Annotated in this window: 12 protein-coding genes; 2 read left to right on the top strand and 10 right to left on the bottom strand. The window is 57.9% G+C overall.

Features of this window, described 5'->3' with window-relative positions; translation table 11 throughout:
- Positions 1–226: 226 nt before the first annotated feature.
- The 6 genes from ELR57_RS23825 to ELR57_RS23800 form a co-directional block, all read right to left on the bottom strand.
- Positions 227–2,512, bottom strand: coding sequence for a beta-glucosidase family protein (locus tag ELR57_RS23825; RefSeq protein WP_126961717.1), 2,286 nt, complete (start codon positions 2,510–2,512; stop codon positions 227–229).
- A 393-nt stretch (positions 2,513–2,905) separates the two neighbouring features.
- Positions 2,906–4,510, bottom strand: coding sequence for an alpha-L-rhamnosidase-related protein (locus ELR57_RS23820; RefSeq protein WP_126961715.1), 1,605 nt, complete (start codon positions 4,508–4,510; stop codon positions 2,906–2,908).
- Positions 4,511–4,533: 23 nt separating this feature from the next.
- Entirely contained in the window at positions 4,534–5,400 is an 867-nt protein-coding gene (locus ELR57_RS23815; protein WP_238162667.1) for a carbohydrate ABC transporter permease, read from the bottom strand.
- Positions 5,397–6,278 (bottom strand): carbohydrate ABC transporter permease, encoded by an 882-nt coding sequence (locus ELR57_RS23810; protein ID WP_126961713.1) that lies wholly within the window; start codon positions 6,276–6,278, stop codon positions 5,397–5,399. The genes ELR57_RS23815 and ELR57_RS23810 overlap by 4 nt, the downstream gene beginning before the upstream one ends.
- Before the next feature lie 100 nt (positions 6,279–6,378).
- A complete protein-coding gene (locus ELR57_RS23805) occupies positions 6,379–7,752 on the bottom strand; it encodes an ABC transporter substrate-binding protein (RefSeq protein WP_126961711.1) in 1,374 nt (457 codons plus the stop codon).
- A 385-nt stretch (positions 7,753–8,137) separates the two neighbouring features.
- Complete coding sequence (locus ELR57_RS23800; protein ID WP_126961709.1) at positions 8,138–8,371, bottom strand: hypothetical protein; 234 nt, start codon at positions 8,369–8,371, stop codon at positions 8,138–8,140.
- Here ELR57_RS23800 and ELR57_RS23795 point away from each other — a divergent pair.
- On the top strand, positions 8,362–9,993 hold the full coding sequence (locus ELR57_RS23795; RefSeq protein ID WP_126961707.1) for an S-layer homology domain-containing protein: 1,632 nt from the start codon (positions 8,362–8,364) through the stop codon (positions 9,991–9,993). The genes ELR57_RS23800 and ELR57_RS23795 overlap by 10 nt on opposite strands.
- Before the next feature lie 64 nt (positions 9,994–10,057).
- Here ELR57_RS23795 and ELR57_RS23790 read toward each other — a convergent pair whose 3' ends face one another.
- Complete coding sequence (locus ELR57_RS23790) at positions 10,058–11,062, bottom strand: oxidoreductase (protein ID WP_126961705.1); 1,005 nt, start codon at positions 11,060–11,062, stop codon at positions 10,058–10,060.
- A gap of 144 nt (positions 11,063–11,206) precedes the next feature.
- Here ELR57_RS23790 and ELR57_RS23785 point away from each other — a divergent pair, with 144 nt between their 5' ends.
- Entirely contained in the window at positions 11,207–11,653 is a 447-nt protein-coding gene (locus ELR57_RS23785; RefSeq protein WP_126961703.1) for an Lrp/AsnC family transcriptional regulator, read from the top strand.
- Here ELR57_RS23785 and ELR57_RS23780 read toward each other — a convergent pair.
- The 3 genes from ELR57_RS23780 to ELR57_RS23770 all read right to left on the bottom strand — a co-directional run bounded on the left by ELR57_RS23780 (position 11,650) and on the right by ELR57_RS23770 (position 15,712).
- The gene (locus tag ELR57_RS23780) at positions 11,650–12,879 is read right to left on the bottom strand and encodes a M20 metallopeptidase family protein (RefSeq protein ID WP_126961701.1); all 1,230 of its coding nucleotides are present in this window, start codon (positions 12,877–12,879) and stop codon (positions 11,650–11,652) included. The genes ELR57_RS23785 and ELR57_RS23780 overlap by 4 nt on opposite strands.
- Positions 12,876–14,207 carry an LLM class flavin-dependent oxidoreductase gene (locus ELR57_RS23775; RefSeq protein WP_126961699.1) on the bottom strand — a complete coding sequence of 444 codons (1,332 nt, stop codon included), beginning with the start codon at positions 14,205–14,207 and terminating at the stop codon, positions 12,876–12,878. Before ELR57_RS23775 ends, ELR57_RS23780 begins: the two co-directional genes overlap by 4 nt.
- A 212-nt stretch (positions 14,208–14,419) precedes the next feature.
- The gene (locus tag ELR57_RS23770; RefSeq protein ID WP_158630144.1) at positions 14,420–15,712 is read right to left on the bottom strand and encodes an ABC transporter substrate-binding protein; all 1,293 of its coding nucleotides are present in this window, start codon (positions 15,710–15,712) and stop codon (positions 14,420–14,422) included.
- Positions 15,713–15,747 lie beyond the last annotated feature (35 nt).

The raw sequence follows: 15,747 nt of genomic DNA, 5'->3' as shown, positions 1-15,747 counted from the left end.
TCAGCAAAAATAGGAATTCGCCTGTGGGCGAATCCCTTTCTCAGCAGATAATGTGTTCTTCGTGCATGGCAATTTCTTCGTGCATGGTGATTCTTCTTGCATGGCGTTTCTTCGTGCATGGCGTTTCTTCGTGTATGGCGTTTCTTCGTGCATGGCGTTTCTTCGTGTGGTGTTCTTCGTTCATGATGTTCTTCTTGCAAAGTCCCGCCTATCCTCAATCGCCGTGTTATCCCGCCCGGTTCAACTGAGCGATCAGACCATCCAGCATCTCTTCCGTGAACGCGCCTTGGCTGAAAGAGACCAGGTTGCGCAGCGGCAGATATCTCATCATGGCGGAGAACATGTCGCCCATGCCTTCTCCCCCTGCAGGCTCTCCTTCGGACATTCCCATTCCGGCTTGGAACTGCTGCAGCAGCCCGCCGACTAGCGGCGCGGTTCTCGGATCGTTCAACAGGTCGCCGAGGAGCGAGTTGCGATGAACCGACAGAGGCAAGGCGACCGTCGACTCGACGCGAACGGTCCCTGTCAGAGCGATGTCCTGAGACGAACGGCCGATCAGCAGCTCGAACTCGCCGGATTCGACGTGCCAATCGTTAATCCGGGTATTGTAGTACGCGAACGAACGTTTATCCAGCGTGAACGTGACGGTCTTCTGTTCGCACGGCTGCAGCTCGATCTTGGCGAAGCCCTTCAGCTCTTTGGCAGGCCTGATGACCGTGCTCTCGACATCCCGAACATAGAGCTGAACGATCTCCTTGCCGGGGCGGGTCCCCGCGTTGCGGATGTCGACCTTCACTTCCAACGTATCCGTGTCGAGGATGCTGATCTTGCTGAACTTCAGCCCCGAATAGTCGAATGTCGTGTAGCTGAGCCCGTGACCGAACGGGAACAGCGGCTTCACGTGCTTCGAATCGTAGTACCGGTAGCCGACGAACACGCCTTCCCGGTATTCGACCCTGTCGGCTTCCCCGGGGAAGAACAGGAAAGAAGGATTGTCGCTCAGCTTCACCGGGAAAGTCTCCGCCAGCTTCCCGCTCGGGTTCGCCAAGCCGTACAGCAGGTCCGCGATCGCGCCGCCGACCGCTTGCCCTCCGAGATACGCTTCGAGCACCGAGCGGACTTTGCCGAGCCACGGCATCTCGATCGGGGAGCCGTTCATCAGAACGACGATGACGTTCTTCTGCACGCCGGCGACAGCCTCGATCAGTTCTTCTTGATTGGCCGGCATCCGCAGATGAGTCCGGTCATAGCCCTCGGACTCGTACCGGTCCGGCAGGCCGACGAAGAGGATCGCGGCATCCGCCGAAGCGGCAGCCATCTTTGCTTCATCGATCAGCGCGGCGTCGGAGATATCGCTGTCGATCGAATATCCTTGCGCATAAGCCACGGAGGCCGATGAACTCGCCAGCTTGCGAATCTCCGCGAGCGGCTCATCCAAGCGAGTCGGATGGATATGCGAACTGCCGCCTCCTTGGAACCTCGGCTTCTTCGCGAATGCCCCGATGACCGCAACGTTGTCTCCCGGCGACAGCGGCAGGAGCGAGTTCTCGTTCTTCAGCAGCACCATCGACTCGGCGGCCACCTTGTGGGCCAAGGCATGGTGATCGTCCCGATCATAGCTCGCATTCAGCTTTTTGGCGTTCACGCTCTTGAAGATCAGCTGCAGCAGCCGATAAACTGCGCGATCCAGAGCCTCCTCGGACAGCATTCCGCTCTTGACGGCTTCAACGATCTTCCGGTCGCCGTAGCCCCCGCTGCCCGGCATCTCCAGCTCGTTGCCCGCGGCAAGGCTGTCGACGCGCTCGTTCGTCGCTCCCCAATCGGTCACGACGACGCCCTCGTGCCCCCACTCTTCCTTCAGGATCCGAGTCAACAAGACTTCATTCTCGGAAGCGTAAGTCCCGTTCACTTTATTATAGGAGCTCATGACCGTCCACGGCTGACCCTTCTTCACCGCTCCCTCGAAGCTCGCCAGATAAATCTCTCGCAGCGTTCGTTCGTCGACGACGGCGTCGACCGACATGCGGCGATGCTCCTGATTGTTCACGGCGAAATGCTTCAACGAAGTGCCGACGCCTTGGCTCTGAACCCCGCCGATGTGGCTAGCCGCCATCTCGGACGATAAGTAAGGATCCTCGGAGAAATATTCGAAGTTGCGTCCGCACAGCGGCGAGCGCTTGATGTTCGCGCCGGGTCCGAGCAGGACGGCGACGTCCTCCGCCTGGCACTCCTCGCCGAGAGCAACCCCGACGCTGCCGATGAGTTCGCGGTCCCAAGAGCTCGCCATGCCAGCCGCCGATGGGAAACAGGTAGCGGGAACGCTGTCGAACAGCCCCAAGTGGTCGCTGCTGCCCTGCTGCTTGCGAAGTCCGTGCGGACCGTCGGTGACCATGATCGATGGGATGCCCAGCCGCTCGACTCCCTTCAGCCGCCAGAAGTCCTGCCCGGAGCACAATCCCGCTTTTTCTTCCAATGTCATCCGGGAGAGTAACGCTTGAATATCCCTGCTCATGATAGAGTAGCCTCCTCAACGATTGTAATCGTTTCCTATTCTCATTATCGCACGGTCTTCCCCGCTTCGCATAAGAACTATATTCAGAAGGAGTGGACCGAAGAAGCTAAGAAACTGGTGGCGGATCCTAGGAGCTCGATCTCGGAGAACGGGTTCCGCCTCGGATTCTACGATTACGTCCACTTCGTCAAATCGTTCAAGCGCCGCGATGATTCCGAAGCAGTATCGGGATCGGAGTTTAACATGACAAAAATTGCGGGACAGCTTGCGAATGTAGTGCACCTGGCGCATCACATTGGCGAATTGCGGGGGTGTCTTGCTAAAGTAGTGCACCTGGCGCATCACTTTGGCAGAAAGACCGCCCCAAGGGCGGCCTTTCTCCTGCAAACTCGGTCAAACGAAGTGCTTCCGGATAAAATATGCCGGAGTACAGCTCCAAGCATGGCAGTAGCTGTTGATCAGGTTGCTGCCATAGGGAGAATTGTTCTTGTCCGAAGGGTTATATACCTCCCAGAACGTGTCGGCGCCGTCCCGCGCCATCTCTCCCCAGTACGAGCGCATCTGCTCCAGCGCTTTCTCCCGGCGTCCCGATTCCAGCAGAGCCTCGACGAGGTGGTGGAACATGTAAGGCGTCATCGGGCGAACGGACGGATTCTCCTCGAACAGCCGATCGAGCAGAGCCGCGTTCTCATCGCGTCCCAGCACGCCCGCCAGTACCATCCACACCTGCGAAGCCCAGGAGACCTGCCGGCCCTCTCCGCTCTCGAAGAAGCCCGTCTCGGCATTCCGAAGATGCTTAAGTGCCGCCTCGCTCACCCGGCCAATCTCTCCGCGAAGCCGCTCCGCCTCTGCCTTCGCCGACCTTCTCCTCTCGATCTGCTCCTCCGAGTCGTCGGTCGTCTCCTCCGAGAGCCATTCGGCAAGGGCCAGCGCCTGCTTCATGCCATAGATCAGTACGGCTTGAGCGGAAGCCTGCTTGTTCAGATCGTCATGCCAGTCCGTGAAGCAGTACCAGGAAGGGTCATCCTTGACGATTCCCCTATCGTCCAACCGTTCGAGCGCGAGACGCACCTGCTCCAGAGCGATCGGCCACAGCTCTTCGAGAGTCTCCCGATCCTTGGAGGCCTCGTAATAATCGCGCAAGGTCGCGAGGAAGAACAGCGAGTAATCGTACAGGTAGATATCGTCCGCGGCCGGCTCCGGTTTCTCGTACACGCACGCGCATACTTGTCCTCCAGGCAGCCGAAGTCCCGCGAACAGGTAGAGGCATCGCTTGACGAGATCGAAGTTGCGGAACGTCACGTAGTTCACCTGGGCCTGCAGCCGCAAGTCGCCGATCCAGAGGCGGCGGTCCCGCTTCGGGCCATCCTCGAACACGGTCTGCATGCAATCCTGCAGCGTGCGGATGCCGATGCGGTCCAGCTCGCGCAGATCTTCCGGCACGCTATCCGGCAATGCCGGCACCGCCCCCAATTCCGCCGAGCTGACCGCCGTGACATGCAGGTCGTCGAACGCGACCTTGAATTTGCGGGCCGGCGTCAGCACCTCGACCTTCAGATACCGGAAGCTGTATCGGCGAGGCAGCGTATACGTTCCCGGCACCGTATCGAGATTGACGATCTCGTCTTGCAGCCAAGAGCGATCGAGCCAGCCGTCATACGTATCGAAGCTCTCCCCGATCTCGACAGGCATCTCTCCGAAGATCAGCTTGAGGCGCACCGGCGCATCCGCCCGGGCGTCCTCGGAGCGAACGGTAAACGTTAGATACCCGACCTGGTGGTCGCCGAAATCCACGACGAAGCTGTCTCCTCTGGACAAAGCCCGCTGTCGCAAAGCTTCGACCGTTCCCGTCTCCCGAACCTTCCACCCATGCAGCGAAGTCGGATCGGCCTCCACTTCAATGGTGCGAACCGGCTCTACGCGGCGTTCATGCAGCGTCGGCGTCAGGCGCTCCGCCTTTTCCACGAATGCCTTGTCTACGCTCGATGGTTGAATCATGTTGTCCAGCCTCCCTTTCCCCTTTAGCCCTTAACCGATCCGACCGTCAAGCCCCCGATGAAGTATTTCTGCAGGAACAGGAACGCGGCCACGAGCGGGATGACGCACAGGATGCAGGCGGCGAACAGCACGTTCCATTGCGCCGGGTTCTGCTGGTCCCCGAGGAAGCCGAGCATCGCGACCGGAATCGGCGACTCCGCCGCCTTGGTGATGAACACCATGTTGAAGAAGTAGTCGTTCCAGATCCACACGCCTTGCGTGATCACGACGGAGACCGTCACCGGCAGGATCAATGGGAAAACGATCTGCCAGAAGCGGCGGAACAGCCCGGCTCCGTCCAGATGCGCCGCCTCTTCCATCTCCTCCGGCACGCTGCTGCGAATGAAGCCGGTATAGAGGAAGGTCGAGAACGGCAGGCTGCACGTAATGAACATGAGGATCGGCGTGTATTGGTTCATCGGAATGCCGAGATCCTTGATCATCTGGATGATCGGAATGAGCACCATCTGTCCCGGAACGACCAGCCCCGAGAGGAAGAACAGGTACAGGAACTTGCTCGTTCTGCTGCGGATGCGCGCCATCGGGTAAGCGGCCATGGCCGCCAGAATCACGACGAAGATAACGGAGACCGCCGTCAGAATAACGCTGTTCAGCAGCGCCTGCGGGAAGTGCATCCGATCGAACGCGGTGTGGAAGCTCTTGAAGGAGAATTCATTAAACCAGTTCAGCGGGTTGGTCATGTTGTCGGGCGAACGCAAGGAGCTGGACAGCACGATCAGGAGCGGAGCCAGGTTGACGAAGGCAACGATTATGATAAGCAGATGGGTGAAAATGCTCTTCGAGCGATTCACGGGCTTCATGCGGTTTGCGTGATTAACCGAGCTTGTCATGCGGATACCTCCCTGCGATTGAGCGTAAGAACGAAGACGGCGGTGATGACGATGATGATCGCGAAGGAAATAATGCCGAGCGCGGAGGCTTTGCCGAACAACTGCTCGGTGAACGCCATCTTGTAAATCGCGAAGATGAGCGTATTCGTCGACGTTCCCGGTCCGCCGTTCGTCATGATATACGAGTAGTCGAACGCTTTGAGGCCGTTGATGATGCTTAGCGTCACGTTGATCGTAACCGAGGTGGCGAGCAGGGGAAGCTTGATGAAGCGCACGAGGTTCCAGCGGCCCGCTCCGTCGATCTTGCCCGCTTCGATCAGGTCTTGAGGAACCGTCTGCAGCCCCGCCAGGAAAATGATCGTGCTCGTGCCGATGTTTTTCCAGATGTCGACCGCAATGATGGAATACAGGGCCTTGTCATAGCTCCCCAGGAAGTTGGTGTCGAGGCCGGTCATGCCAAGCTTATTCAAGAGAGAGGCGATCAGTCCTTCGTCGGGCATATAGATGTAGCTCCAGATAAACCCGACGACGATGGCGCTGAACAGCGTGGGAATGTAGAACGCCGAACGGTACAGACCTTTCGCTCGAATATTCGCGTTTAGGAGAAAAGCAAGCGCCAGGGCGATGATGTTCCCGAGAATGACGCTGATAAACGTGTACAGCAGCGTGTTCTTGATCGAGACGCCGAGAATCTCTTCGCGGTACAGGGTCTTGAAGTTGTCGAAGCCGATATAGTTGAACGATTGAACGTATCCGTTATAGTCCGTGACGCTGTACTGGAACAGCTTGAGAATCGGGAAGATCCAGAACAACAGGTAGAAAATAAGCGCGGGAAGGACGAAGAAATACATCGTTTTTTTCATCACGGCGCGATTCATGGCGGGTTCCTCCTAACCTTACTATCCATCCGGGGAATGGAATCAAGGGAGGATGCCCTCCCTTGACGTTCCTTCTCTATTTCGCTTTTATAGGCTCTGATTAGTTCTTGTTCAGCTCGTCGTACTTGGATTGCATTGTCTTGGCAACGTCCTCGGCCGTCGTTTTCTTGCCGCCGATGATCTCGGAGAACTTCGTTTGCATGGCGTCGCTGACGCCGGCAGGCCACATCTGGTTGGAGAAGTAGAACGCATGGCCGGTCGATTGGATGTCGGCCAGAACGTCGTTGAACATGTCGTTGTTCGGCTTCAGGCCGGCATAGACCGGAATGGACGTATTGGATTCCGCCCATGCTTGGAACAGCGGAGATTGCCCGTCGAACATGTACTCGAACACCTGCTTGGCGACATCCAGGTTCTTGGACTTCGCGTTGATCGCGTAGCCTGCCGCCGTCGAAGCCGAAGCGTATACCGGCTGGCCGGCGTCATTGCCCGGAAGCGAGAAGAATCCGCGTTCGAAGTCGACGGCTCCCTTGGCCGTTACGCCCGGCAGGTCCCACGTTCCGGTGAAGGTCATCGCGGCCTTGCCGTCGACGAATTGCTGCATCGCCTGCGCGCTTGCCATGCCGAGGGAGTTCTTGGAGACATAGCCCTTGTCATAAAGCTCCTTGTACTGGTTGATCGTCTTGATCCAGCCCGCATCGGAGAAGTGCGTCTCGCCCGTCTGCAGCTTCGTGTCGAATTCCGGATCGGACGGGTAGACCGAGTTCGCCGCCAGCTGGTACATGCCGAACTGGATGACCCACGGATCCTTGTCGCCCATCGCGATCGGCGTGACGCCCGCCGCCTTCAGCTTCTCGGAAGCCGCCAGGAAGCTCGGCCAATCCTTCGGAATCTCGGTGATGCCCGCCTTGGCGAACAGGTCCTTGTTGTAGTAGGCGCCGAGAATGTCCATTCCGCGGGATACGGCGTACGGCTTGCCTTCGTAGCTCATGTCGTTCTTCGCCGACGGGCTGAAGTTATCCCAGAAGCCGAGGTCGGACAGGTCCGCCGCGTAGCCGGCTTTGGCGACTTCGATCGCGCCCATGTTCGCGAGCTTCGGGAACACGAGGAAGAAGTCCGGACCTTCGCCGGATGCGAGCTTCGCTTTGACCGCCGTGTAGTACTGGTCATCCGGAAGCTTCTGAACTTCCACCGTCACGTTCGGGAACTTCTCCTTCACGAGCTTAGGCAGCGTATCGAGCTCGAAGTCGGGACCGTTCGCCGCTTTGGAGCCGGACAGCAGCATGGTCAGCGTAACCGGCTTGGAGGCGTCCGTTCCTGCGCCGGCGCTTGCCGATGCCGAGGAGCTTGGCGATGCCGCCGGGCTGCCCGAAGCCTCGGAGTTCGAATTGTTGTTGCTTCCGCATGCGCTGAGCGATGCGACGGCAAGGGAGGCCAAAGTGAGACCGGCGACTTTCTTTTTCCAGCTTGTCATTGCAAATCCCCCTATGTTTTGAGTTGATGTGACCTACTTGACAACTCTAATTGTAAGGGGTTGCAAGACCGCTCATAAGCGCATGCTTTTTTGGTTCCGCACCTGATTTTTTGGGTGGATGGGGGCAGCTACTCGCCGATTTGTTGCACCACGTACCGCGCTTCGGATCCGTTCGCCGGCTGCTCGCCGATTTTGTTGCACGAAGACGCTTCCCGTAACTGGCTTTGAAGCCTGACGCTTCTCGCTGCGCTCGCTTTATTCGCTAAAAATCGCCATCCATTAACTTTCGTTAATCGGCAACGGAAGGAGCTTCTGATAGAATAGCATCGCTAGAAATCGGCTTTACATGGAGGCTGCTCAAGATGCTATCGATTCCGTTAAAACGCTATACGGCTATTCTTCTAACCGTTCTTCTTCTCGCAACCCTTGTTCCGATCCACTCGAGAGCGTATGCGGCCTCGAACGAACCGCCCGTTATCTCCGTGGAAGATAACCCCACTATGAAGCTGAATGGCACGGACGCCGCCGCCCAAGCGCAGAACGTTACGACGGCCTTGAATTTGACCTTCGAGCTCTGGGCGAGATCGGAGACCGACACTTGGAACGAGAATGGAACCAACCGGAATCTCCGCCGGACCCGAGGACGAGGCGTCGCAGCAGCTTGCCTTCCTCGTCGGCAATGATCATCATGAGTTGTTCGAAGAGCAGCCTACGGTCGATAGCGACGGCACCCTGCGCTATAAAGCGATGCCCGGCGCAACGGGCAAAGCCGTCGTTACCGTTGCGCTGCAGGACGATGGAGGAACGGCGCTTGGAGGGATCGACACTTCCGCAAGCGTAACGTTCTCCATTACAGTCGTGCCGAGAGTCGCCAGGCTGACGCTCGGCGCTCCGGCGATCGCGGAGTCGAGCGCCAACGACGGCAGCTTCGATGCCGTGCAGACGGTAACCCTCGTGAACGGTACGTTCACGGAGGATGCATCGGCAAGCGTGACGGTAACTCGGCTGCCGGTCGGACTTGGACTTAACGTCACGCGAGACAGCGACACGCAGTTGACGATCGCATTCACCGGCCGCGCGCTCAAGCATGCGAGCGCCAATGACGTGAACAACGCGACCGTCGTTATCGCGCAAGAGGCTATCATCGGGGCGACGGGACCGGTAACCTCCGGCCTGTTCGCGTTCGACTTCGCGAATCCGGAAGGTTCGACCGTCCCGACGAACCCGTCGACTCCAGCCGTGCCGTCAGAGCCGTCGATACCGACCGACCCGACGGAGCTCTCGAATCGGTTTAGCGTTTTCTCCAATCAGCTCTCGGAGTGGTCGCTTCAAGGGCGGGTTAAAGTCGTTGTCCCTGCGGGAGCCGTGAGGCAAGACGGTACCGTGAAGGTAAGCGTGGTCCCTTCGGAGGAGGCTCCCGCGCTGCCGGCCATTCCGCTTATCAGCGATATTCTCGACTTCGCAAGCTCGACGGGCCGAACCTTCCTGAAGCCGATTGAACTCACGTTCGATTACGACTTGAGCTCGAGCCCTAGCGGCAATCGGCCCGCCGTCTATTATTACAATGACGAATCGAAGCGCTGGATCTACCTCGGGGGAATCCTCAACCCGGATGGGACCATTACCGTCAAAGTCAACCATTTCACGAGATTCGCCGTCTTCTATGATCAGATCGCCGGCTTCGACGATCTGACGGGACACTGGGCAGCCGAATCTGCGGACCGCTTGATCGGCATGAAGGTTATCGAGGGATATTCGGATGGGAAGTTCCATCCGGACGACCCTATCACCCGAGCCCAATTCGCCAAAATGATCGCGGGTGCGCTGATGCTTCAAACGAACCCTTCCTCGTCCGAACGAGTCTTCGCAGACGAAAGTACGATTCCGGCGTGGGCGCAAAATTCGGTAGCCGCCGTAACGCAAGCTGGGCTGATGCAAGGAACCCCGGAGAACGGTAATTGGAGCTTCAAGCCTAATGCAGTCTTGAGCCGTGCGGAAATGGCCGTCATTGCGGCTAACGCGTTGAAGAACAGACAGGCGGAGACGGCGAATGCGGACGCTCCTTCCGCCTACGCGGATTCCTCGAGCCTACCCGACTGGGCGAGACCCTCGATAGAGGCCGTCCGGCTTGCCGGCATCATGAGAGGCGACGATAAGAACCTGTTCCGTCCATTCGGACAGGCTACCCGCGCGGAGGCGGCCTCGACTCTCTATAAGCTAGTAGAATCGTTGTACCTCTAACGTTCTCGCCCAAATCAATAGAAACGGCAGCCGATCTTCTGGTCGGCTGCCGTTTCTATTGGATTCAACTTTGCCCGCTTAGCTCGCGCTCCCGGGGAACCAAGAGTCCTTCCGCGTAGTCCGGGTCTTCCAGCAGCGGCGATCCGACGGCAATGCAATCGGCCAAGCGATCTTGAAGGATTCGATCCGCGAGACTTCGTCGGTGAATCTTGCCGACGGCGATAACCGGTATCTTGAAATGCTGCTTGATCGCCGTTGCATGCGGCAGTTGGTAGGCCGAGTATACATCGCTGGGCTTAACGGGGAGAAGCCCTCCGCTGGAGACGTGGATGGCATCCAACTCGGATTCTAGAAGCTTCAGCATGCGTACCCATTCCTCGGGATGGAGCCCCCCTTCGCTGTAATCGGTAGCGGATATACGGACGATAACCGGGTAATCCCTGCCAACCTCCTCCCGCACCGCCGCGACGATCTCCTGCAAGAACCTCGCCCGATTCTCGGAGCTGCCGCCGTAAGCATCTTCCCTGGCATTGGAGAGCGGGGATGCGAATTGATGAATAAGGAACCCATGAGCCGCATGAAGCTCGATTCCGTCGAACCCCGCTTGGATGCTCCGAATAGCGGCCAGCCGATATTCATCGATTACGTTGGTTATCCCCTTCTGCGTGAGCTCTTGCGGAGTGCCGTAATGATCGTCGAAGGCAATGGCGCTCGGGGCGACCAAAGAGCTCGTTACAAGCGGAGAGGATTTGCGGCCTCCATGGGACAGTTGGATAAAGACGGGAGTCCCCTGCTCGTGAACGGCATCCGTAATCCTCTTTAAGGGTTCGACGTGGCTGTCGGTATAGATTCCGATGTCGTTCTCCCACAATCTCCCGTTCGGAGACACGGCGGTAGATTCCAGAATGATGAGCCCCACATGCCGCGCCCGCCGCCTATAATGCTCGGTATGATGGCTTATGGCGAATGCCTCCGGCGTCCCTTTGTATTGCTGCATAGGCGCCATGATCAAGCGGTTCTTAATCGTTAATCCGCCCAATGAGATCGGATCGTTTATGGTTATAGCCATGCGCAGCCCCCCCTTTGCTTGATGACATCATTTTATAATGGAAAATTTGACATTTACATATTATTATCAAGTTGTATTGGCATTATCTGTTTTGTATTAACGGAATTTACGCTGCATTCGCCTTTATAATTAAGGAGGTTCACTATGGATGAGATCGATGTACGGATTCTAGGCTTGCTGCATGAGAACGCGCGTCTCCCGATCGCCGAGATGAGCAGACAGATCTCCTTGTCGCAGCCGGCTGTCACCGAGAGGCTGCGCAAGCTGGAGGATCGGGGCATCGTCGCCGGCTATCGCGCCCAGCTCTCTCCTTCCAAGCTAGGCAAGCATTCCACGGCCTTCATTCTGTTTCGAACGAACCGCTGCACCGACTTTACGGCCTTCTGCGGGACTTCTTCCGAGATTATCGATCTGTATCGGATCAGCGGCGAGAATAACTTCTTGCTGAAGGTCGTGACCGAATCCACGGAATCGTTGACCGTCTTCCTCGATTCCTGCAACGCATACGGTTTCTCGACGGTCCTGATCGTTCTCTCGACCGAATTCGAAGACAGAAATCTTGCCGCCCAATCGAACAACGTCAACGGTTAATAGAGGAGTCGCCCTTCGTATCCAAGGGCTTCCAAGGCAAACGAAACGTGCAGGTTAGCTCCGATCTTGAGAGCCCGCTCATCCACCTCGAAGCTTGGGTGGTGCAACGGATGAACGATCCCCTCCCTTTCGTTGCGGATGCCCAAGAAAGCGAAGGCGCAAGGAATTCTCTCCGCATAGAGAGCAAAATCCTCGCCGGCCAGGCTCGGCGACTCCAGCCAGCGAACCTCCGATTCGCCTTCCTCGGCTGCCTTGGCTGCGAGCTTCACGACGTCCGAGTCGTTCTTCAGCGCTGTACCCAAGCGATAGCTTGAGGTGTAGGTTCCGTTGAACGAGCTTGCCGCGGATTCGGCTCGCTGATCGAGCAAGCTCTTTATTCGGAGAACGGAATCGCGGCCGAACGTGCGATAGGTTCCGCTCACCTTGCCTCGGTCGGCGATCGCGTTCGCTACCGTTCCTGCCTGCATTGCTCCGAAAGCGAGCACCGCCGGCACGAGAGGATCCCATTGGGAAGCGATGGCCGCCTTGGCTTCGATGACGAATTGGGCGGTCATCATCAGAGCATCCGCCGCCAGGTGCGGAGCGGCATGATGCCCCGATAAGCCGTTAAATTCATAGGTAAAGTGAGAGGAAGCCGCCATTGCGTATCCGTGCTTGAGGCCGATTGTGCCCGTTGGCAGATCCGGCCACACATGCAAGGCGAAGCCTGCTTCAACCGACTCCAACACCCCGTCGTCGATAAGATCCCGGCTGCCGCTCACGAGGCTGCCGTCGATCGGACAAGGGCGGGCTCCTTCCTCGGCAGGCTGGAACACGAAGCGAATCGTACCGGGCAGGCTTTCCCTCTCGCGGCTAAGGGCATAGGCAGCCGCTAGCAGCATGGCCGTATGCGCGTCATGCCCGCAGGCATGCATCGCTCCGTCCTTCTGCGAGCGGTAAGGCGCGTTCGTCTGTTCTTGAATGGGAAGGGCGTCCATATCGGCACGCAGCATGATCGTTCGGCCAGGCCGATTGCCCCTAAGGATCCCGACGACTCCCGCTTTGAATCGCTTGCCCGCGCCGCGCTTCACTTCCAATCCCCACTCTTCGAGCAAACGAGCGACTAGCTCTGCCGTTCTCGAGGTTTCGAACATGCACTCCGGATGGCGGTGAAGGTCGCGCCTTACCGCAATCATCTCATTCTCCCAGCGATCCACGTGATTCTTAAGCTGTAGTTGCAGGCTCATTGAATCTCCTCGTACGCTCGAAGCGTATTCCGATTCTCCGGTATCGGAAGACCAAGATTGCCTCGCAGAGTGTCGGCTTCATACTCGGTACGGTAAAGGCCTCTCTGCTGAAGCAGAGGAACGACATGCCGAACGAAATCCTCCAGGGAGGTTGGCGTCACCGATTGAATCAGGAAGCCGTCCGCTGCCTCCTCCTCGAACCAGAGCTGGATCAGATCGGCGATGCGCTCCGGCGTTCCGACGAATTCCCCGGGAGGCGTGACGGCGAGAAACGCGACTTCCCGCAGCGACAGCTTCCTCTCGGCCGCAATGCGCTTGATCCGATCGGTCGTTCCTCGGAAGCCGTTGCTTCCCAAGTCTCCCAGGTCAGGGAACGGGCCGTCCAACGGGTAAAGCGAGAAGTCGTGATGCTCGAAAAATCGGCCAAGATGGTCGAGAGCCGCTTCGATCGTAACGAGCATCGCGATCTCTTCCCGCTTGCGCTCCGCTTCCTCTTGGGTACGGCCCACGATGACGCCGATGCCATGCATGATTTTGATCGCCTCCGCGGATCGTCCATGGGCTCTAGCTCGATTTTTCACGTCGCGGTAGAACGCTTTTGCTTTCTCGAGATCCTCATGCTCCGTCAAGACGGCATCCGCCGACTCGGCTGCCAGCGCTCTCCCGGCTTCAGACGAACCGGCCTGGAAGATGACCGGCTGACCTTGCTTGGAACGGGCGATATTAAGAGGTCCTTGGACTCGGAAGAACTCGCCCGAATGCCGGAGGGCATGAAGCTTCGTTTGGTCGAAGAACGCCCCCGTCTCTTTGTTCCGAACGAAGGCATCGTCCTCCCACGAATCCCACAGCCCTTTTACGACCTCGATATACTCCTCCGCCATGCGGTAGCGTTCGGAATGATCGGGATGCTTCTTGCCGTAATTCAGAGCAGACCCTTCCAAGGGCGAAGTGACGACGTTCCAGCCCGCCCTGCCTCCGCTAATATGATCCAAAGAGGCGAATTGCCGCGAGGCGTTGAATGGCTCGCTGTACGTGGTCGACAACGTCCCGACCAGTCCGATGCGGCTCGTCACGGAAGCAAGCGCGGAGAGTATCGTGATCGGCTCGAAGCGGTTCAAGAAGTGGGGAATGGACTGAGCGGTAATGTAAAGCCCGTCGGCAATGAACGCAAGATCGAACTTGCCGGCTTCGGCGATTTGAGCCTGCCGTCGATAGAACGCCAGACTGACGCTTGCATCCGACGGCAGATCCGGATGCCTCCATAAGCCGACATGAGCCCCTACTCCTTGAATGATGGCTCCTAATCGAAGCTTTTTTTGTCCGGTCACCTCGAACCCCACCTTATCTCCATTTATCCCATAGAAACAATAGGATTAACCTTTAATTAGAGATTAGCATTGTCTTTCCCTTCCAGTCCATGAAGAAACAACGGAAATGGCTCGATTTTTCCTTTAAATCCTCCGATAATCAGAAAAGCCCAGGAGCTCCTGGGCTTTAGGACGATAATTGAAGTTCTCCGGATCGCGCTCTTACTCTGCCCCTATTGCCCCGAATCGATCGCCCGCTGCAGCTCCGTCATATACCGCGTCGGCGTATACGCGGGATTCGTGACCAGCAGTTGGGCATTGTTCCACGCGAGCAGCTGAGCCTTCGTGCCGAACTTCGCTTCGAACCAGCCCGACGCTTTCTTGACGCGGTTGATCTTGTCCTGGACCATTCGGGTCAGAGGAGGCACGTTCTCCGGCACGCTCTCCACGTTGAAGCCCGTCACCATGCCGAGCTCGCTCATCGCGCGGTCCCCATAGCCTCCGAACACGTACCTCATCCAGTCTCCGACCTCTTCGGTATAAGCCGCCTTGGAGAAGGAAGTCGTCAGCCCCGCGTTCATCGGATATTCGTCCAGACGGCCCTCGCCGCCCTCTACTAGCGGAATGCTGAAGAACCCGATGTTATCCGCGCCGACCTTATTGCGTTCCGGCACGTTGAAGTCCCGCAGCAGCCAGCTTCCCGAATAATAGATCGCCGCTTTGCCTTGAAGGAACAAGTCGGTCGCGGCGTTGACGTCGAGCGTATTCAGCGCCTTTCCCAGGTATCCTTTTAAACCCATGCTTTGTACGACAGCCGCCGCTTCGATGAATCTCGGGTCCGTCAGCTTAAGCTTCCCTTGATCCACCTGCTCCATCGCGTCGACGCCGATCTTGCGGATCGCATAGCCGTTGATCAGCCGGGTAATCTGCCACTTGTCCTTGCCCGCGACGGAGAACGGCTGAACGCCGGCCGCCTTCAGTTTCGCCGCGATCTCCATCATCTCGTCCCAGGTCTGCGGCTCCTTCAGCCCGTACTTGGCGAAGATCTCTTTGTTATACCAGAAGCCCTCGATGTTCATCTCCAGCGGCAAGGCATAAAGTCCCGCTCCGTCCACGTTCGACTTGAGAAGCTCGACCGCCGCCGGATTCAATTGTCCGTAGAGTCCCAGCTCTTTGAACGTCTCCCCCAGATCGAGCACGGAGTCGCTTCGGATCAAGTCCAGCAGCGGCCTGCCCGATTGGTACCGGAACAGCGCCGGCAGATCGTTGCTCGCCGCGAGCAGCGTAATCCGCTGGGACAAGTCTCCCTCCGGAATGGCTTCTATCTTGAAGCGGACATTCGGGTGATCGGCCTCGTATTCCTCGGACAGCTGCCGGATGATCTCGACGCTGGAGCCGACCTCCATATTCGAGATATAGACGATATCCGTCGGCTTCTCCGACCGCGACTCGGTCCCGTTGCCGGCTTTGCCGCAAGACGCGAGCAGCAGGATCGAGAGGATCCCGGCGATCGCTAGCTTCTTCATGATCTTGCTCCTCCCTTCTCCACCCGGCATTCGGC

Origin of the sequence: Cohnella sp. AR92 (genome assembly GCF_003990975.1) — a bacterium.
Classification (GTDB): Bacteria; Bacillota; Bacilli; order Paenibacillales; family Paenibacillaceae; genus Cohnella.
This window is presented reverse-complemented; position numbering and strand designations above follow the sequence as displayed.